The organism is Devosia sp. SL43 (assembly GCF_021729885.1).
Classification (GTDB): Bacteria; Pseudomonadota; Alphaproteobacteria; order Rhizobiales; family Devosiaceae; genus Devosia.
In genome coordinates this window covers 605007-622727 of record NZ_CP063401.1, presented here as the reverse complement: position 1 = coordinate 622727, position 17721 = coordinate 605007, and the positions used below count along the sequence as shown (strand labels likewise).

Genomic DNA, 17721 nt, shown 5'->3' with positions numbered 1-17721 from the left:
GCCATGGCATTTCCTGTCCCCGTCCGCCTCGGCGCTGCCGAAAACACGCTGATCGATCAGCTCAAGAGCGTCGGCGCCCATGCCGATGCTGAGCGCATCACTGTTGCCGGTCTGCCGACGCGGCGCGTCGAGAGCTACCACTATACCGACCTCAAGATGCTGCTGAAGGCCGTGCCGCCGCTAGCAGTCGCCGCCAATGAGGCCAGCGCGCCGGCCTTGCGCGTGGCCGGTGCCTACCAGTTGATGATCGCCAATGGCGTTATCCAATCCGCCTCGACAGCCCCCGCTGGGGTCATTGTCGGGAAGGCGCAGGGGGGCATGCTCAGCACCCGCGACGACGTCCTGGTGCATCTCAATGGCGCGCTCGCCAAGGAAAGCCTGACCTTGACGCTGGAAAGCAGCGTCGACCCGGTGATCCAGATCGACCGTCGCAGCGAAGGCGAGGCCGGCCACGTCGCCGACTCACTCAAGATTTTCGTGGCCGACGGTGCCTCTGCCGTAATCCTCGAAACTTTCTCGGGTTCGGACGCCGCTCATGTCGGCAACCATGCTACCTACATCGCACTGGGCAAGAATGCCGTCGTGACCCATGTCACGGTCGACCTCTCGTCCCGCGGGACCTCGCATTTCGCCACCAACGAATATCACGTTGGCGAAGGGGCACAGCTACGCACGCTGGTGATCCATGCCGGTGCCGGCCTCAGCCGCACGCAGCTCTTCCCGCGCTATGAGGGCGCCGGGGCGCATGGTTTCATCACCGGGCTCAACCTGGTCTCCGACGGCCAGCATGCCGACATCACCATGGATGCCAGCCACGCGGTGCCGCACACCTCGTCGCAGCCGCTGTTCAAGTCGATTGCCCGCGGTCGCGGCAAATCGGTGGTGCAGGGCCGCCTAGTCGTGGCGCGCGATGCGCAGAAAACCGATGCCAAGTTCATGCATCAGGGCCTGATGCTGTCGGATGAGGCGGAAATCCTCAGCAAGCCCGAGCTCGAAATCTATGCCGACGACGTCGTCTGCGGCCACGGCTCGACCTGCGGCAAGCTCGACGAAGACAGCATGTTCTACCTGATGAGCCGCGGCATCCCCAAGGGAGAAGCCGAGACGATGCTGGTCCGCGGTTTCCTTGAGGAACTCGTCGATCCGATCGAGGATGAGGCCCTGGCTGAAGCCCTGCACGGGGTAATCGACGGCTGGCTGCTGGGTAAGTAGGTGGTGACGCCCTCTTCACCTCTCCCTTTGGGGGAGAGGTCGGCGCGCAGCGCCGGGTGTGGGGGCCTTTAGTTGGCTCGGTGTTTTGGGGAAGGCCCCCTCCCCCGACCCAAGAGGGTCGACCTCTCCCCCAAAGGGAGAGGTGAAGAAAACGGGACCAAACGCAATGACCTTCGAGCTCGACAAAGTCCGTGCCGATTTCCCGATCCTGTCCGAGGTCATCCACGGCAATCGGCTGGTCTATCTCGATAGCGGTGCCTCGGCCCAGAAGCCGGTGCAGGTGCTCGACCGCATGGACTATGCCTTCCGGCACGAATACGCCAACGTGCATCGTGGCCTGCATACGCTGGCAAACCGGGCGACCGAGGCCTATGAGGGCGGTCGCCACGCCGCGCAGAAATTTCTCAATGCGGCGCGCTCGGAAGAGATCATCTTCACCCGTTCCGCCACAGAGGCGATCAATCTGGTTGCCCAGTCTTTCGCTGGCCCACGCGTCGCCGAGGGCGACGAAATCGTCTTGTCGATCATGGAGCACCACTCCAACATCGTGCCGTGGCACTTCCATCGCGAGCGCAAAGGCGCGGTGATCAAGTGGGTCGATGTCCGCGACGACGGCAGCTTCGATCTCGATGCTTTCGCCGCTGCGCTGACCGATCGAACCCGTATGGTCGCGGTTACGCATATGAGCAACGTGCTCGGCACGGTGACACCGATCAGGGACGTGATCGAGATCGCGCATGCCCGCGGTATTCCGGTGCTGATCGACGGCAGCCAGGGCGCTGTGCACACCACGGTGGACGTACAGGCGCTGGATGCCGACTTCTACGTCATGACGGGCCACAAGCTCTACGGCCCGACCGGCATCGGCGTGCTCTACGGCAAGTATGACCTGCTCGCCGAGATGCAGCCCTATCAGGGTGGTGGCGAGATGATCGACACCGTGACCATGGATACGGTCACCTACAACGAACCGCCGCACCGCTTCGAGGCCGGTACACCGCCGATCGTCCAGGCGATCGGTCTGGGCGCGGCGCTGAGCTACATGACCGACCTCGGGCGCGATGCCATTGCGGCTCACGAGCACGAGGTGGCTGCCTATGCGCATGAACGCCTGAGTCGCATCAATTCGCTCCGCCTGATCGGCACGGCGCCCGGCAAGGGCGGTATTTTCTCATTCGAGATGAAGGGGGCTCACGCCCATGACGTCTCGACCATTCTCGATCGCTACGGCATTGCCGTCCGTGCCGGCACGCATTGCGCCATGCCATTGCTCAAACGTTTCGGTGTCACCTCTACCTGCCGCGCCTCGTTCGCCCTATATAACGGTAAGGACGATGTGGACGCGCTGGTTGACGGCATCGAACGCGCCCAGAAATTTTTCGCGTAAGCGAGGACTGCTATGACCGACGAATTCGAGATCGACGAATCCAAGATCGCGCCCGCACCGACCATTCCGGAAAATCGCATCACGCCCAACGTTTCCGGTGCGCTGCCCGAGGCCGAGGTGGAGCGTATTACCTCCGATCTGATCGCAGCGCTCAAGACGGTCTACGATCCGGAAATTCCGGTCGATATCTACGAGCTGGGGCTCATCTATAAGGTCGATCTCGACGACGACCGCAAGCTGGCCATCGACATGACGCTCACAGCTCCCGGCTGCCCGGTGGCCGGTGAGATGCCCGGTTGGGTTGAGAATGCCGCTCGTGGCGTTGAAGGCGTGCAGGACGTCACGGTCAATATGGTGTTCGACCCGCCGTGGGACGCTTCGCGCATGAGCGAAGAGGCTCAGGTGGCATTGAACTGGTGGTAATCTGACGCGTTTTGTCCTATATATCGTGAAACGCCGATAGAAAGTTTGTCCATGGCCTTCAAGATCATGTCGCTGACCGATGCCGCTGCCGAGCGCATCAACGAGATCATCGAAGATTCCGACAAGCCGGTGCTTGGCGTTCGCGTCGGCGTAAAGAATGCCGGTTGTGCCGGCATGGCCTACACACTCGACTACGTCGCCGAGCCGGTGAAGGGCGACGATCATGTCAGTGACAAGGGCGTCGAGGTCTATATCGAGCCCAAGGCGACGATGTTCCTGCTCGGCACGGTGATGGATTTCGAACAGTCCAAGATGAGTTCGGGCTTCACCTTCAAGAACCCCAACCAGACCGGCGAATGCGGCTGCGGCGAAAGCGTCCAGCTCAAGCCAGCCGACCTCAAGGCGATTGCCGAGGCACGGGCAGGGGCCTGATCTATATCCAGTTGCGCGGAGCGTGCCTGTGAGGCATTGATCCGCGCATCATGCCAAATCCGCTCCCGCCTGCTCTCACCATCATCCCGCCAAATCGTCCGCTGATCGGCCGTGTTTCGCCGCCGGGCTCCAAGTCCATTACCAATCGCGCCTTGCTTCTGGCCGCGCTGGCCAATGGGACCAGCCGGCTAACCGGTGCGCTCAAGAGCAAGGATACGACGCTCATGGCGGCCGCCTTGCGGCAAATGGGCGTGACGGTGGACGAGCCTGACGAGACGAGCTTCGTTGTGACCAGCACCGGTCGGCTGCAAGTGCCAGAGAAGCCGCTGTTTCTGGGCAATGCCGGGACGGCAACGCGTTTCCTTGCTGCTGCAGTTGCGACCGTCGACGGCGAAGTTGTTGTCGATGGCGACGACGAAATGCGTTTACGTCCGATCGGGCCGTTGGTGACGGCACTGCAATCGTTGGGCATCGACGCCACAAGTCCCACTGGCTGTCCACCGGTTACGGTTCACGGCCGCGGCAATTTTGGCTCGGGTCGTGTCGAGATCGATGCCGGTCTTTCGAGCCAGTATGTCTCGGCCTTGCTGATGGCGGCGCCGCTTGGCGATGGGCCTATCGAAGTGGCTCTCACGGGCAAGGATATCGGCGCCCGCGGCTATGTCGACCTCACGCTCGCCGCTATGCGGAGCTTCGGTGCCTCGGTCGAACAGATCGATGCCGGCACCTGGCAGGTGCAACCCACCGGCTATACTGCGACCGACTTCCTGATTGAGCCGGACGCCTCAGCGGCAACATACCTCTGGGGCGCAGCGGCGCTTACCGGTGGCAGCATCGACCTCGGTGTCGCCGCAGATGCCTTTACCCAGCCGGACGCGGCAGCACAGGGGGTTATTGCCCAGTTTCCCAATATGCCCGAAGTCATCGATGGCTCGCAGATGCAGGACGCCGTCCCGACGCTGGCCGTGCTTGCCGCATTCAACAATCGTCCGGTGCGGTTTGTCGGTATTGCCAATCTGCGCGTCAAGGAAACCGATCGCATCCGTGCGGTCGCCAATGAGCTCAACCGGATCCTGCCGGGGCTTGGCACGGAAGATGGCGATGATCTTCTGGTGGCCTCAGATCCGCAACTGGCAACGAAGCTGGCCGGGCGCAATGCGCGGACTAAGATCGAGACCTATCACGATCACCGCATCGCCATGAGCTTCGCCCTGGCGGGATTGATGATCCCTGGGATAGTGATCCTTGACCCCGCCTGCACCGGCAAGACGTATCCTGCGTACTGGGACATGCTGGAGAGCCTTGGCGTCCAACTTCGCGACGCGGGCCTACCGGGTTAGTCAGTTACCTGGTGTGGGAACAGGGGTCGGAGTGGGTCTGGGCGTTGGAGTCTCTGTTTCAGACCCGCCGCTTTCGGTAATGATGGTGCTGGGCGCGCCGCCCTGTTGTGCAGCGACGCAGTTGCTCGCACCATTAATGCGAAATGGATTCAGTAGCGGCGTTTGAAAGCGCGCATAGCGGAATTGCATTGCCAGTGGCGGATGCTCTGGGTTCGCACGCATGATCAGTTCGGCACCGCCGCGCACCGCCGTCCCGATCTCGCAGCGATCAGTCAGCTCAACGCAGGCGGACGACTTCGCACACAGTTGTAGCGCGCCTTCGTAGAGCATCACGCCCGTGCCGATTGAGCCCACCAGTAGGTCAAGCTTGGTACCGCGCACCGCGATCGACGCCGTTGGCGTGTTGATCGAATAGGCGGGCTTGGGGCTGTTGCCGGTGATGAAGCGGAAACTGCCGCCCAGTGCATTGATTGTGAGCTTCTGCGCCACATTGCTGCTGGCCAGCAGATAGGTTTCGATCTTGAGCGAGCTGCTTGGGCCGACCACTAACCTGGTGTCGTCATCGAACACGATCTGGACCTGGCCAGAAGGCCCAGTGACGATGAGTTCGCCCACGGAAACGTCGGTGCCCGCTTCCAGGATTCGATCCTGCGAATTGATCCGCGCCACCGCATCGGGATCAACCCCGACTGCTGTGCCCTCACTGGCGCCAAACGCCGCAGGCGAGGCCGCGGCCAAGACGAACGCCAACGCAATGCTGTAAAAACGTGTCCTCATGGCCCGTTGCATCGCATATCCCCGCTGAACTCAAAATGAATGACGGTCGTTATTGTCGAACCCTAGCAGATAGTTCCCCGACGGCGGAAGGCGCTTCGGCAGTATCGGCGCGGGACGGCATACAACGGCGCATGGGGCCGAAAAAGCAGCCTCCTCTGTTGCCGTTCGCCGGTTCAGAGGCTATTTGCAGCGGATTGAGGCCCGTTCCCGGCCCGGTAAGAGGCAGCAATGAAACTGGCATTCGTCATCCCGGCCTATAATGAAGAGGCGCTGATCGGCAAATGCCTGGAGTCGGTGGTCGCCGAAATTGCCCGGTCGGGCACCGCTGCCGAAATCATCTTGGTCAACAATGCCTCGACTGACCGCACCGGCGAGATTGCCCGCAGCTTTCCCACGGTGCGCGTGGTTGATGAGCCCAAGAAGGGGCTGGTCAATGCCCGCGACGCGGGGTTTACCGCGAGCGAAGGCTTCGATCTCATCGCCAATATCGATAGCGACACCATCGTGCCACCGGGCTGGCTCGATACCGTGTATCGCGAGTTTGCGCAGGACCCCAAACTGGTCTGCCTCAGCGGGCCTTATGTCTACTACGACATGAGCCTGTGGAGCCGGTTTCTTGTGAACCTTTTCTACGGCCTCACCTACCTGATCTACGTCGTCAATCGTTTCATCCTGCGCGTCGGTTCGGTGGTGCAGGGGGGCAATTTTGTGTTCAAGCGCGAGGCCTGGAAGCAGGTGGGCGGCTATGATCGCTCGATTCAGTTCTTCGGCGAGGACACCGATGTGGCGGTGCGTCTGTCCAAGGTGGGTGGCGTCAAGTGGACTTTCGCGTTGAAGATGAAAACGTCTGGCCGCCGCCTTGAAAAGGAAGGTGTTTTCCGAACAGCGGGCACCTATACGCTCAACTTTTTCTGGGTCACCTTCCGCGGCAAGCCGGCGACCAAGAACTATACCGATATCCGCCCTGACTGATCTGTGATCGGTGCCTACCGATTTGGTAATGGTGGTTTTGGTAGCTTAGAGCCGCAAGCCGTCATATCTGTTGCATGCCAAATTGCGAACCGACCGGGATGAATGCATGGCCGAAGACGAGCCGACCATCGATATCCACGAGGTGCCGCCCAGCGAGGGCGCCGATCGCCTTTCCGCTATCCTGACGGCCATCGCCAAAGGTCAAGACCGCGAGCGAATCTCGATCGCTGACCTACTGCACGCGCTTGAGCATCGGGCCATTGGGGCGCTGATGTTTATCTTTGCGGTGCCGAACGCCATTCCGGTACCGCCGGGTGTGTCGGCAGTCCTCGGGGCTCCACTGATATTCCTGTCCTTTCAGTTGATGATTGGCCGGCGGCCCTGGCTGCCCAAGCTGATCACCGACAGATCCTTGTCGCGCGTCGATTTCGAGAAGGTAGTCGACCTCACGGCGCCCTGGCTGGCAAAGGCCGAGCGCCTGATGCGGCCGCGCTTCGAATTCCTGGCCAAGCCGCCGGCCGAATATCTGATCGGCGCAATCTGCCTGCTGCTGTCGATCATCCTCTTCCTGCCGATTCCGCTCGGCAACATGCTTCCGGCCTTCACCATCTGTGTGCTGGCCTTGGGTGTGCTGGAGCGCGACGGCTTATGGATCGGCATCGGCATCGCCTGTGCCGTGGGCGCCGTGGTGATCGTCTGGGGCGTGATGCTAGCTCTGTTGTGGAGCGCTTTGTTCGTGCTGGGCAGCGTCTTCGGCATAACGCTGGCATTCGGTTAGTCCACGTTAAGTTTCCCAACCGAGGGGAATCATCGGATGCTGGTGTCTGCGCTAGACTAGTGTGCCGCGTGGTGCGGCAGGGGCCGGAACGTCATGTCGATCCCCAGTCAGCTTCCCCAAATCGTTGCCGCGGCTCGCAGCGGCGCGCTGCAGGCGCTTGCCTTGCAGGCCGGCCAGATGCTCGAGGGCAAAGTCATCGGCCCTGCGCCCAATGGCGGTACGCAGGTGCAGATCGGCGGGCAGATGCTCAATCTGCTGTTGCCGACGCTGGCCAAAGCCGGTGAGACCCTGAAATTCGAGGTGCAGGGCAGCGGCGCACAGATCAAACTGGCGCTGCGACCTGCGCTGCCGCAGGCTACGGCGACCGCCCTGCCTGCCGGTTCCCCACCGCCCGTTCCGGCGCAACCCAACAATTTGCCAGTGCCTGCTGCAGGGCCCGCCGCTCATCCCGCCCCACAAGCCCCAGCGACGTTGTCCCAAGCGCCCACTTCGGCGGGTCAATCAACTGCGCCAGCGGTCACGATTGCGCCGCAACCTGTCCCGCCGCCGGTGAACGGTCAGCCTGCCATTCCGCCAGCGCTATCCCCCCAACCATCGGTCAGCACTGTTTCAGCGGCTCCAACCGCTCAGCCAGCGACTTCTCCGGCGCCGACTGGTCCCACGCATACCGCCGTGGCGCCAAGTTCCTCACAGCCTCAAGCTGCTGTAACTGCGACGTCTGCCACGCAGGGCCCAACCATTGCGCCGCCTCCAGTTGCGGCAACGACCACTGCACCCGCAACCGCATCGCCACAGTCACCAACGCTGGTGCTACCGCAGCAGCCCTATCCGACCGCCGCGCCAAAGGCGGTCGCACCGGTGCCGTCTCCTCCGGCCGTTGCCACCTCTACGCTCCTTGCTCAACCAACTGCGGGCGCCGCACCTATCGTCGCGGCAGCACAGCCGACGGCTCCACCCATGGCCGCGACGCCACAGGCCGCGCTCGCTCAGATGGTTCAGGCCGCGTTGCCGCGCCAGGATAGCGTCACCAGCCTGACGCAGGCATTGACCAGCATCGCCGGCAAGTTGGTGTTGCCGGAGCCGGTGGTGCGGGTTGCCCAGCAGGTCCTGGCGGGGCGTGTGCCCATCGATAGCGATACCTTCGATGCCGCGTCACTGCAAAAGGCCGTCCTGCGCTCCGGCATTTTCCAGGAGGCCAGCTTGGCGAAGGGTGGCACGCCTTTACTGACCCCACAGGCCGACATGAAGGCCTCGCTGCTGGCCCTGCGACAGACCTTGACGACTTGGTTGGGCCAGCAGGCGCCGCTGACGCCGGCTGCGCAGATACCCCCGCCCATCCGTGGGCATGTCCCGCGGGCAAGGCTGTCCGATGCGCCGCCGATCGATCCGCGCGTCGCGCCGGAAGAGGTGGGCAAGCAGCTGCTGGAGCGCACCGAGGCAGCTCTTTCCCGTGTTCGGCTGCATCAGGGCGCCTCGCTGCCCGATCCAGTGGCCAAGACTGCCGACTGGAGCATGGACGTGCCGGTGCTGGTGGGGCAGCATCAGACGCTGCTGCAAATGCAGATCCATCGCGATGAGCATAATGGCAGCGAGGCTGCGGCCGAGCGCGGGTGGCAGATGCGGTTCGCTATCAATCTGCCTGGAATGGGTGAGGTGGGCGCCCAGGTGTCGCTGCGGGGCGGCAATACTGGCGTCATGCTCTGGGCCGCCGAGCGCGGCACATCGGAGGCCTTGGAGGCAGATGCGGCTGCGCTGCGCGACACCCTGGCTGCCGTCGGCCTCAAGCCGGGAGCGGTGATCGTGCGGCACGGCGAACCACCCGCGCCGCCGCCCGCGCCTTCGGGCCATTTCGTGGATGCTAGCACATGAGCGATCAGCCCAAGGAACGCGCGCTTGCGGTGGCGCTGCAATATGAAAAGGGATCGCGCGAGGCCCCGCGCGTCGTCGCCAAAGGGCACGGCCTCGTCGCCGAGAAAATCGTGGCGCTGGCGGAGGAGAACGGCGTCATCATCGAGGCCAACCCGGTCCTGGCCCAGGCCCTTGCTGGCATCGAGATCGACGACACGATCCCCATCGAGCTCTACGAGGCCGTGGCTATCGTCATCGGCTATGTGCTGCGCACGAGCGCTCGTCGCTAAATCGGAAAGCTGGGCATTGCAACGTCCGGAGCGCCCACCCATTTCATCTGGCAGACTGAACGCTCATGGAGCCGACAATGCCCAACCAGCAAGACCAGCAAGCCATCGATGGCCTGTTCGATCGCATCGAGGATGTTGCCCGCAACAGCCAGCCGCGTGATCGCGACGCCGAGGCGCTGATCCAGCAGCGGCTCCGCGACTTCCCGCCGGCGCCCTACTATATGGCCCAGACCATCCTGATGCAGGAAGAGGCGCTGCGGCAGGCGCAGGAGCGGATTGAGCAGCTTGAGGCGCAGAGCCGGCCGCGTGGCGGTTTCCTCGGTGGCCTGTTCAACGACGAGCCGCAACGCCAGCCAGCGCGTAGTCGGCGTGGCCCATGGGATCGGGGTCAGCAGGACGACAATCGCGGGCAGGGCGGCGGTTTCCTCGCAGGTGCGGCGCAGACCGCACTGGGCGTAACCGGTGGCGTGCTCCTCGGCAGTGCCATTGCCGGCATGCTGACCGGTGGTGCCCACGCGCAGGAACACAATTCGAACCAGGACCAGGGTTCTGACGAACAGGATACTGGTGGCGACTACGACGATGGCGGCGGCGATTTCGACATCGGCGGCGACTTCTGACCCAATTCTAAACGAAATCTGAATGGGCGCCCCAGCGCCCGTTCAGTACGGTCCTGACATACCCTCATCATCGCAACGCCAATGAGGGTCATGGCCATGCTCTATACCAATCGTCAGCGCCGTGCCTTTGTCCGCAATTCAACGATCTTCGCCGGTATGGCAGCATTGATCGTGGTATTCGGGCTGCCGGCCAAGGCGTACGAAATCCAGAACATGTACAGCAATGACGAAGGCCAGGTGGAATTCACCATGCCGTCGGGCAATATCGGCTGCGTCTATACGCCGGCCGGTGGCACCTCGGTCTACGAGACCTGGGATGGTCTTGCCGAAATCCAGTGCGATCGCGTCCAGCCCAACTATGTCCGCGCCATCCTGGGTGGTCAGGAAGAGGGCTATGTGCTTGACGACGTCGGCGATGCGAGCTGCTGCTCGCTCAACCAGAAGTTCGAGTACAATCACATCGTGACACTTGGACCGTTCCAGTGCCTGTCCGAGACCAAGGGTCTCACTTGTGCACGCGAAGACGGCCATGGCTTCTTCCTCAGCCGCGCATTGGTTCAGGCGAAGTAACTAGAACGTGCCGGGGGTGCGCTTCTCGTAGAACTCGTTGCCGCCCGCTTCGAGCACGTAATACATGTTGTTGTAGGGAAACCGCAGCCCGGCCGTATGGAAATGCTGAGCATTCTGCACGCCGGGATGTCGTGCGCCGCGCATGACCTGGTCGGCGACCTGCGCAGCCAGCACCGCGCCGCTATCGGTCATCTTCCGCGTCAACACGCCCTGGGCAAACTGGTTCTTCTGCCCGACCACGCCGCAAACCGACTTAGGATAGCGCGCGTCCTGCACCCGGTTCATTACCACGGTACCGACGGCGAGCATGCCTTCGGAGCTCGAGCGGTTGGATTCAAAATACATGGCGCGCATCAGGCATTCTTTTTCGCTGAGCTGCGCCATGCCCAGGTTCATGCCGAGAAAGCTGCATCCGCCGAGGCTCGACGCGGCCACGACAACGGCAGCAGCACGCAGCACTGCTTTGGTCGAAAAACGCATGGGTCATCTCCGGTCTGTTGCAATTGTGCAATTGAAACCGAAAATGACCCAACAGACTTAAGGAAGGTCTGAGCCGAACGGTTAGCAAAACGCTAACCGGTCAGGAGTGTCAGTCGCGCGTGAAGAAAAGGGCTGAAAGCAGTGCAATGGTCGCCAGCGTGACGATGACCGGCACGGGATTTTCCTGCACGGCCTTACCTGCGACATTAGCCTGACGGCTGACCTGCCGAGCAACCACGGCACCCTGATGCCGGACTTCCTTGGCAAGTGCGACGGCGTTGTGCTGCACGTCGTCGAAAGTGTGTCCGCTATAATCGCTGACGGCGTCGGCGATCGAGGCGATCTCTTTACGCAGGGCGGCGATCTGCTGGGAAAGGCTATCGGCCAAGTCCTCGCCAGTGTCTTCCGCTCGCTTGATTGCCCGTTTTGCTGCCGTTGCCATGATGACGCTCCGATTGATGTGTGTCTGCTTAACTCAGGCTACGCCCACAGGTTCCCGCATCGGTACGTCGGACGGACATTTCAAGGCCGATTGCGCGGCATTGTGACCGCCGAGGGGCTTGGACCGGTACGGCGGCGTTCCCATCTGCACTTCACCGACAGACTGATCCGAGGGGACCATCCATGGCCAAGAGCAGCGCCCGCCTGAACCGCCAGTTCGATCGACTAGAGCGTCGCGTACCCAATTTCGCCTCAGGCTGGTTGGCCTGGATCCGCCGACCGCAAGCGCGCTGGGTGCGCATCCCGGTTGGTTTCCTGCTGCTTCTGGGTGGTGTCTTCAGCTTCCTGCCGGTCCTCGGCATCTGGATGCTGCCGCTCGGCCTGCTGCTGCTGGCGCTCGACCTGGTGTTCCTGCAGGGGCCGGTCAATACGGCGATCCTGCGCGGCAGCCGCAAATGGGCGACCTGGAGCCGTGCTCGCCGCGACCGCAATGCTGCGCAGCACTAAAGCCGACCGGCCTTCACTTCCGCTTCAACCAGATCGACCGCAGCTGCGAGCTTCTCGTCGATGATATGCAAATATTGCGTCCAGTCGCTGACGTGACCAAGCTCGGCCGCCCCGTCGGAAATGCCGCGTAGCGCCAGCAGCGGAACGCCGAAGGCCTGACAGGCCCGGAGCACTGCGTAGGTCTCCATGTCGACCATGTCCGCCTCGATATCGTCATAGGCTGGGCCCGAGACGATGTTGGCGCCAGTAGACAGCGTGGCGCCGGCTAGGCCGGGCAGCAGCGGTCGAAGTGGTTGTACGGGGTCGAGATCGAGAAACGGCGTCTGCCCCTTTGGAAAGCCCAGCGCCGAAGCATCCATGTCGCGATAGCTCACAGAGGTCGCCTGGTAGAGCCCGCATTGTTCGAGCGTGCGTGAGCCCGCCGACCCCAGCGATACGACCAGATCGGGCAGGGGCCGCGCCTCCGCCAGAGCGCGCGTCACCGCCACTGCCGCTTCGACCGGGCCGACACCCGTTATGAGCGGCTGGATGCGGGCGCGGAGGAAGGGGCCATATTCGGCTTGTGCAGCCATGACATAGAGGATGGTCATGACTGCGAAACTAGCATGGCCCCGCCGCTTGCCAAGGCGGATCATTACCGGTTCGGTAAGAGTGACGTGACAATCTGATGAAGGGCGGCGCCAGAATGGCCGGCCGCAGGTTGCAGGGGACCAAGGTGCGTTTCGCGGTTATCGAGGGTGGCAGGGAGTGGACCGAGCCGTTGCGGCAGGTTTCGCGGACTGTGTCGGTGGCGGTGCTGGTGGAAGATGTCGAGGCTGAAGCCCGGCGCCGACTTCGATCAATCAAGCTCCAGGAATGGCGCGCACGCGAGTTCATCACCGGTCGGCCAATGCCTGACGATATCAAGCACTATGCCCTGCAGGTCGAGTTTGCTGCCCAGGCAATTTCCCGCCTGTCGCCAATCCCGGACGATTTTGACAGCGACGTCTATTGGCCGCGAATGCTCGACCTCTAGATTACGCTAGGGCTTGGCTGATCAGGCGGCCTTGGCCGCCTTCGGCTTTACCGTCCGTTTGCGCGGCGGTTTGATCGTGGCGATGGCGGCAGAAGCGATTTCGGCCATGGCCTTGAACCAATAGGCCTGATCCTGTCCCTCGGGGCAGCCATCGGCTTCCCAAAGCTGGTAGGCCCGCTGCCTGATCTGGTCTTCCATCACGGTCTCCATTCGTTGCTGGCAGACAGCCTGCACCTTTATGGTTGAGGGAGCGTGAACGACGTCGCGCCGGAATTCCTGCGTTGTCGGATATGACGAGCCGCACGCGTCCTTGTTCGACCTAGGGGATTGGCCCCGAGGGTTGGGGATTGGCCGGTTTGCGGTTAGTCTCCAGCCTTTGCGCAAGCAAGAGTGCGGCAATGAGCAACCCATTTCATCAGATCCTTGGCAACAATCTCGTCGCCAACATCACCAATTTCACCGTCTGGTTTGCGCTGACCTTCTGGGTCTATATCGAGACGCAGTCGGTCTTCGCGACCGGCATGATCGCCGGCATCTACCTTGTTTTCACCGCCGCCTTCGGCTTCTGGTTCGGCAGCATAGTCGACCACAATGCAAAGAAGCTGGTCATGCAGGGATCGAGCCTGGTCTCCCTGGTATTCTATGTGATCTCACTCGTCATGGTGCTGCTCGAGCCCGAGGGCGCTTTTACCAATCCCTATGGTCCGTACCTATGGGCCTTCGTTTTCCTGATCATGCTGGGCGTCATCGCCGGCAATATCCGCGCCATCGCGCTGCCGACGCTAGTGACCATCCTCATCCCCGAGGACAGTCGCGACAAAGCCAATGGTTTGGTCGGCATGGTCGGCGGCATTGGGTTTTTGACCACATCGGTTATCAGCGGCTTTCTGGTCGCCTGGGGCGGCATGCTGGCGACGCTGCTGCTGGCGATAGTCTTGACGCTGGCGGCGTTCGCTCACCTGTTTATCGTCCACATCGATGAGGGGCGGGTTGCTCCCGAGCCGGGCGAGCCAGAGGCGCCCAAGAATGTCGATATCAAGGGCACGATCGCGGTTATCGCGGCCGTTCCAGGCCTCTTCGCGCTGATCTTCTTTGCCACCTTCAACAATTTCCTGGGCGGCATCTTCATGGCGCTGCTCGATGCCTATGGGCTGTCGCTGGTGTCGGTACAGGTCTGGGGCCTGACCTTCGGCGTGCTGTCCACCGCCTTCATCCTCAGCGGCATCATCATCGCCCGCACTGGACTGGGCAAGAATCCGCTGCGGACGCTGTTGCTGGTCAACCTCATAACCTGGTCTGTCTGCTGCGTTTTCACCATCCAGCCATCGTTCTGGCTGCTGGCGGCCGGTTGCTTCGTCTGGATGCTGCTGGGCCCCTATGCCGAGGCGGCCGAGCACACGACGCTGCAGAAGGTGGTGCCGCTGGAGCGGCAGGGCCGCGTCTTCGGCTTTGCCCAGTCAATCGAGCAGGCGGCATCGCCGCTGACGGCCTTCCTCATCGGACCGCTTACGCAGTTCGTGGTCATTCCGTTCATGACGGATGGGGCCGGCGCCGATGCGATTGGTGGGTGGTTCGGCACCGGGCCGGCGCGCGGTATCGCGCTGGTCTTTACGATCGCCGGCGTCGTAGGCGTGATCGTGACGATCCTGGCACTCAATTCGCGGCAGTATCGCGACTTGTCCGCGGCCTATGCCAGTGCACCTGACAACGACGAAAAGGCGGCCGAGACCAGCCCGGCCGCCTGAGCGTCAGGACGGCGTGCCGCTGATGTTGACGAGCCAGGCAATGCCGAACTTGTCCGTCAGCATGCCGAAGGTGTCGCCCCAAGGCGCCTTCTCCAGCGGCACAGTTACCTGGCCGCCAGCGACCAGACCGTTCCAGTAGCCACGCAAGGTGGCTTCGTCGTCACCGCTAAGCGATACCGACATGCTGCTGCCTTCGCTCAGCGGCATGCCGGGTGGGGCATCGGAGGCCATTAGCGTGAAGCCGTTGGCCGTCTCCAGCTGCCCGTGCATGATCTTGTCTGCATCGGCAGGATCCTGGGCCATGCCATTCTCGCCGAAGCGCGACAGCGTTAGCTCACCGCCGAAGATGGACTGATAGAGCGTCAGCGCTGCTTCGGCTGAGCTAACGAAGTTGAGATACGGGTTGAGACGGACGGTCATGGACGGAACTCCTCTACTGCGTCTGGCATAGCCTAGCCTGACTGTGTGACGACCGGTAGGGCGGCCCAGTCAGGCGGGCTGCAACTGGGTCATCCGCTCGGGCGGCGTGGGGCCGGGGAAGGTCAGCGCCACCAACGCTGCACCCAGGCCGATGGCGGCCGAGCTGACATAGAGCCAGTGATAGTCACCGAATGTATCGAAGATCCAACCGCCGCCGATGGGGCCGATCGCCATGCCCAGGCTTGACGTCATGGTGATGCCGCCGATGACCGTCCCCATAACGCGCGGCGGGAAGTAGTCGCGGGCCAGCACAGCGTAGAGTGGCATCACGCCGCCATAGGCCATGCCCAGCACCGCAGCCAGCATGTAGAAGTGGCTCAATTCGCTGAGATAAATGTAGGCATAGATACCGGCTGCCTGCAGCACCAGACCACCGACAATGATCCGCTTGACGCCGAAACGGTCGGCCATCAGCCCGAAAGCCAGGCGACCGAAGAGCCCGGCCACGCCCTCGACGCTATAGATGCTCGCCGCCTGCAATGCCGTGGCGCCGCAGATCATGGCGTAGCTGACGGTGTGGAAGATCGGGCCGGAATGCGCGGCACAGCACAGCGCGAAGACGGCTGCCAGAACGATGAATTGCGGCGACCGCAATATCGGGCCGAGATCGGACCGCGGCGCAGGGACGGCATCAGCAGTTGCGGTCTCAACGGGCATCGCAGTTGCCAATGCCGCGGGCGCGCGGCGGATGAGGAAGGTGGCCGGGATAAGGATGACCCAGACGCCGATTGCCGTCATCAGCATGGCGCTGCGCCAGCCATAGGTCGCGATCAGCAGTGTTGCGAGCGGGGTGACCACCATCGGTGCAACGCCGCCGCCGATCGAAACCAGCGACACCGCCAGGCTGCGGTGTTTGTCGAACCAGGCCAGCGTTGTCGCCATGATTGGTGCGAAAAACGCGCCCACCGACGCGCCGCACAAGCCGCCATAGGCGATCTGGAACAGCAGCAGGTCCTTGGTCTGGCTGGCAGTCAGCAGGCCCACGCCCAGCATGATCGAGCCGATCAGGACTACCGGGCGCGGCCCGATGCGATCGGTGACCGTGCCCCAGAGAAAGCCGGCAATGCCCATGACGATGAAGGCGATGGTCATCGCCATGGAAATGCCGGCCCGGCCCCAGCCGGTCTCGTCGGCCATCGGTTGCAGGTAGACGGGCAGGGCGAACATGGCGCCCATGGCTACGCAGGTAATCAGCGCCCCCGCTGCCACGATGACCCAGCCATACCGATTTTCCATAGTTCCGCCTCCGCGCGTTTTCACACTATAGACGAACGGTAGACGCGGAAATCGACATGCTGGGAGTAACATTGTTGGCGGGCATGCAAGCGCCCGCCAATGCCATCAGAGCCGGACGGGCAGACCGCTGCGGACACTCTCGTCCGCCGCCAGGCAGATGCGCAGCGAGGTCACGCCATCATTCATGTGCCGCGTGAGGTCGTAGTCCTCGGTGATTGCGCGATAGACGAAGTCCTGCTCGCGATCACAGAGCTGCTGGTGGCCCGGCTCGTCATGCATGTCGAGCCAGTCGTCCTTGCGGATGAAGGCGTCGCTACCATCGGTTTCGGCGTGATGCACCAGCAGCCGCGACGTCTGGGTGTGAGCGTTGATATCGGACGAACTCACCCCACCATCCATGACGATGGAAACCGAGCCGCCAGGCGACATCACGTCCTTCACGAAGTAAGCCGTCTCCGACATCATCGGACCCCAGCCGGCCTCGTACCAGCCGACGCTGCCGTCGTCGAACAGCACCTGGAAATGGCCATAGTTGTACATGCCTTCAGTCAGCCCCTTGGCGAGTTTCACGCCCATGCCGCGCACTTCCACCGGCGTTGCATCGGTGATCTGGCACATCACGTCGACATAGTGCACGCCGCAATCGACGATGGGCGAGGTGGTCTGCATGATCTGGCGGTGGATGCCCCAGGCTGTACCGCTCGATTGCTGGTTGAGGTTCATGCGGAAGACATAAGGCCCGCCCAGCCCGCGCGCTTCCTCGATCAGCCGCATCCAGGACGGGTGATGACGCAGGATATAGCCAATGATCAGCTTGCGCCCGTTGGCCTTTGCCGCGGCGACGACACGCTCTGCATCCTCGGCTGTTGCCGCCAGCGGCTTTTCGACGAAAACATGGGCGCCTGCTTCCATCGCCGCGACGGCGTAGTCGGCATGGGTGTTGGTGTGGGTCGCAATCGACACCACGTCGGGCTTGAACTCGGTCAGCGCGGTCGCGAAGTCATTGCGGATCGGGTAACCAGTCAACTCGTCAGGCAGATTTGGCGTCGACCGGTTGACCAGGGCGACAATCTCGAAGCCGGGATGGGTGTGGTAGGCGATAGCGTGGCTGCGGCCCATCTGGCCCAGGCCAACAACCATGACTTTGAGTTTGCGTTCGGTCATCGAT

At 62.5% G+C, this 17721-nt stretch carries 21 protein-coding genes and 1 pseudogene; 14 read left to right on the top strand and 8 right to left on the bottom strand.

Features of this window, described 5'->3' with window-relative positions; translation table 11 throughout:
• The first annotated feature begins 3 nt into the window (after positions 1-3).
• The 5 genes from sufD to IM737_RS03045 all read left to right on the top strand — a co-directional run bounded on the left by sufD (position 4) and on the right by IM737_RS03045 (position 4794).
• Complete coding sequence (gene sufD / locus IM737_RS03065) at positions 4-1212, top strand: Fe-S cluster assembly protein SufD (RefSeq protein ID WP_236898231.1); 1209 nt, start codon at positions 4-6, stop codon at positions 1210-1212.
• A gap of 166 nt (positions 1213-1378) precedes the next feature.
• On the top strand, positions 1379-2599 hold the full coding sequence (locus IM737_RS03060; protein WP_236898229.1) for a cysteine desulfurase: 1221 nt from the start codon (positions 1379-1381) through the stop codon (positions 2597-2599).
• Between the two features lie 12 nt (positions 2600-2611).
• Positions 2612-3022 carry an SUF system Fe-S cluster assembly protein gene (locus IM737_RS03055; protein ID WP_236898227.1) on the top strand — a complete coding sequence of 137 codons (411 nt, stop codon included), beginning with the start codon at positions 2612-2614 and terminating at the stop codon, positions 3020-3022.
• A 51-nt stretch (positions 3023-3073) separates the two neighbouring features.
• Complete coding sequence (locus tag IM737_RS03050; protein ID WP_236898225.1) at positions 3074-3454, top strand: HesB/IscA family protein; 381 nt, start codon at positions 3074-3076, stop codon at positions 3452-3454.
• Positions 3455-3504: 50 nt separating this feature from the next.
• Positions 3505-4794 (top strand): 3-phosphoshikimate 1-carboxyvinyltransferase, encoded by a 1290-nt coding sequence (locus tag IM737_RS03045; protein WP_236898223.1) that lies wholly within the window; start codon positions 3505-3507, stop codon positions 4792-4794.
• On the opposite strand, the gene IM737_RS03040 is transcribed toward IM737_RS03045, so the two are convergent.
• A complete protein-coding gene (locus IM737_RS03040) occupies positions 4795-5583 on the bottom strand; it encodes a FecR family protein (RefSeq protein ID WP_236898222.1) in 789 nt (262 codons plus the stop codon).
• A gap of 216 nt (positions 5584-5799) precedes the next feature.
• Between IM737_RS03040 and IM737_RS03035 the strand changes: the two genes are divergently transcribed.
• From IM737_RS03035 to IM737_RS03010, 6 genes are all read left to right on the top strand, one after another.
• Positions 5800-6543, top strand: a complete 744-nt coding sequence (locus tag IM737_RS03035; protein ID WP_236898220.1) for a glycosyltransferase family 2 protein — start codon at positions 5800-5802, stop codon at positions 6541-6543.
• Positions 6544-6649: 106 nt separating this feature from the next.
• Positions 6650-7321: an exopolysaccharide biosynthesis protein gene (locus IM737_RS03030; protein WP_236898218.1), complete on the top strand. Its 672-nt coding sequence runs from the start codon at positions 6650-6652 to the stop codon at positions 7319-7321.
• Between the two features lie 93 nt (positions 7322-7414).
• Positions 7415-9190, top strand: a complete 1776-nt coding sequence (locus IM737_RS03025; protein WP_236898215.1) for a flagellar hook-length control protein FliK — start codon at positions 7415-7417, stop codon at positions 9188-9190.
• A complete protein-coding gene (locus tag IM737_RS03020; RefSeq protein ID WP_236898213.1) occupies positions 9187-9459 on the top strand; it encodes an EscU/YscU/HrcU family type III secretion system export apparatus switch protein in 273 nt (90 codons plus the stop codon). The genes IM737_RS03025 and IM737_RS03020 overlap by 4 nt, the downstream gene beginning before the upstream one ends.
• A gap of 77 nt (positions 9460-9536) precedes the next feature.
• Positions 9537-10079, top strand: coding sequence for a DUF2076 domain-containing protein (locus IM737_RS03015; protein WP_236898212.1), 543 nt, complete (start codon positions 9537-9539; stop codon positions 10077-10079).
• Positions 10080-10175: 96 nt separating this feature from the next.
• Entirely contained in the window at positions 10176-10649 is a 474-nt protein-coding gene (locus IM737_RS03010) for a hypothetical protein (protein ID WP_236898211.1), read from the top strand.
• Positions 10650-10664: 15 nt separating this feature from the next.
• On the opposite strand, the pseudogene IM737_RS03005 reads toward IM737_RS03010, so the two are convergent.
• Together IM737_RS03005 and IM737_RS03000 are read right to left on the bottom strand one after the other, a co-directional pair.
• A pseudogene (locus IM737_RS03005) lies at positions 10665-11018 on the bottom strand (cell wall hydrolase); the annotation flags it as partial.
• A gap of 220 nt (positions 11019-11238) precedes the next feature.
• Entirely contained in the window at positions 11239-11571 is a 333-nt protein-coding gene (locus IM737_RS03000; RefSeq protein WP_236898210.1) for a hypothetical protein, read from the bottom strand.
• Between the two features lie 182 nt (positions 11572-11753).
• Between IM737_RS03000 and IM737_RS02995 the strand changes: the two genes are divergently transcribed.
• A complete protein-coding gene (locus tag IM737_RS02995) occupies positions 11754-12077 on the top strand; it encodes a hypothetical protein (protein WP_236898209.1) in 324 nt (107 codons plus the stop codon).
• On the opposite strand, the gene IM737_RS02990 is transcribed toward IM737_RS02995, so the two are convergent.
• Positions 12074-12667, bottom strand: a complete 594-nt coding sequence (locus IM737_RS02990; RefSeq protein ID WP_236898208.1) for a 5'-methylthioadenosine/S-adenosylhomocysteine nucleosidase — start codon at positions 12665-12667, stop codon at positions 12074-12076. The genes IM737_RS02995 and IM737_RS02990 overlap by 4 nt on opposite strands.
• Before the next feature lie 125 nt (positions 12668-12792).
• Between IM737_RS02990 and IM737_RS02985 the strand changes: the two genes are divergently transcribed.
• Positions 12793-13092, top strand: coding sequence for a hypothetical protein (locus IM737_RS02985; protein ID WP_236898207.1), 300 nt, complete (start codon positions 12793-12795; stop codon positions 13090-13092).
• A gap of 21 nt (positions 13093-13113) precedes the next feature.
• Here IM737_RS02985 and IM737_RS02980 read toward each other — a convergent pair whose 3' ends face one another.
• Positions 13114-13290, bottom strand: coding sequence for a DUF2934 domain-containing protein (locus tag IM737_RS02980; RefSeq protein ID WP_236898206.1), 177 nt, complete (start codon positions 13288-13290; stop codon positions 13114-13116).
• Positions 13291-13490: 200 nt separating this feature from the next.
• On the opposite strand from IM737_RS02980, the gene IM737_RS02975 reads away from it, so the two are divergent.
• Positions 13491-14837: an MFS transporter gene (locus IM737_RS02975; protein ID WP_236898205.1), complete on the top strand. Its 1347-nt coding sequence runs from the start codon at positions 13491-13493 to the stop codon at positions 14835-14837.
• Between the two features lie 3 nt (positions 14838-14840).
• Here the strand turns inward: IM737_RS02975 and IM737_RS02970 are convergent, their stop codons facing one another.
• The 3 genes from IM737_RS02970 to IM737_RS02960 form a co-directional block, all read right to left on the bottom strand.
• A complete protein-coding gene (locus IM737_RS02970; RefSeq protein ID WP_236898204.1) occupies positions 14841-15257 on the bottom strand; it encodes a VOC family protein in 417 nt (138 codons plus the stop codon).
• Positions 15258-15326: 69 nt separating this feature from the next.
• Complete coding sequence (locus tag IM737_RS02965) at positions 15327-16553, bottom strand: MFS transporter (RefSeq protein WP_236898203.1); 1227 nt, start codon at positions 16551-16553, stop codon at positions 15327-15329.
• A gap of 105 nt (positions 16554-16658) precedes the next feature.
• Complete coding sequence (locus tag IM737_RS02960) at positions 16659-17717, bottom strand: Gfo/Idh/MocA family protein (RefSeq protein ID WP_236898202.1); 1059 nt, start codon at positions 17715-17717, stop codon at positions 16659-16661.
• Positions 17718-17721: the final 4 nt, after the last annotated feature.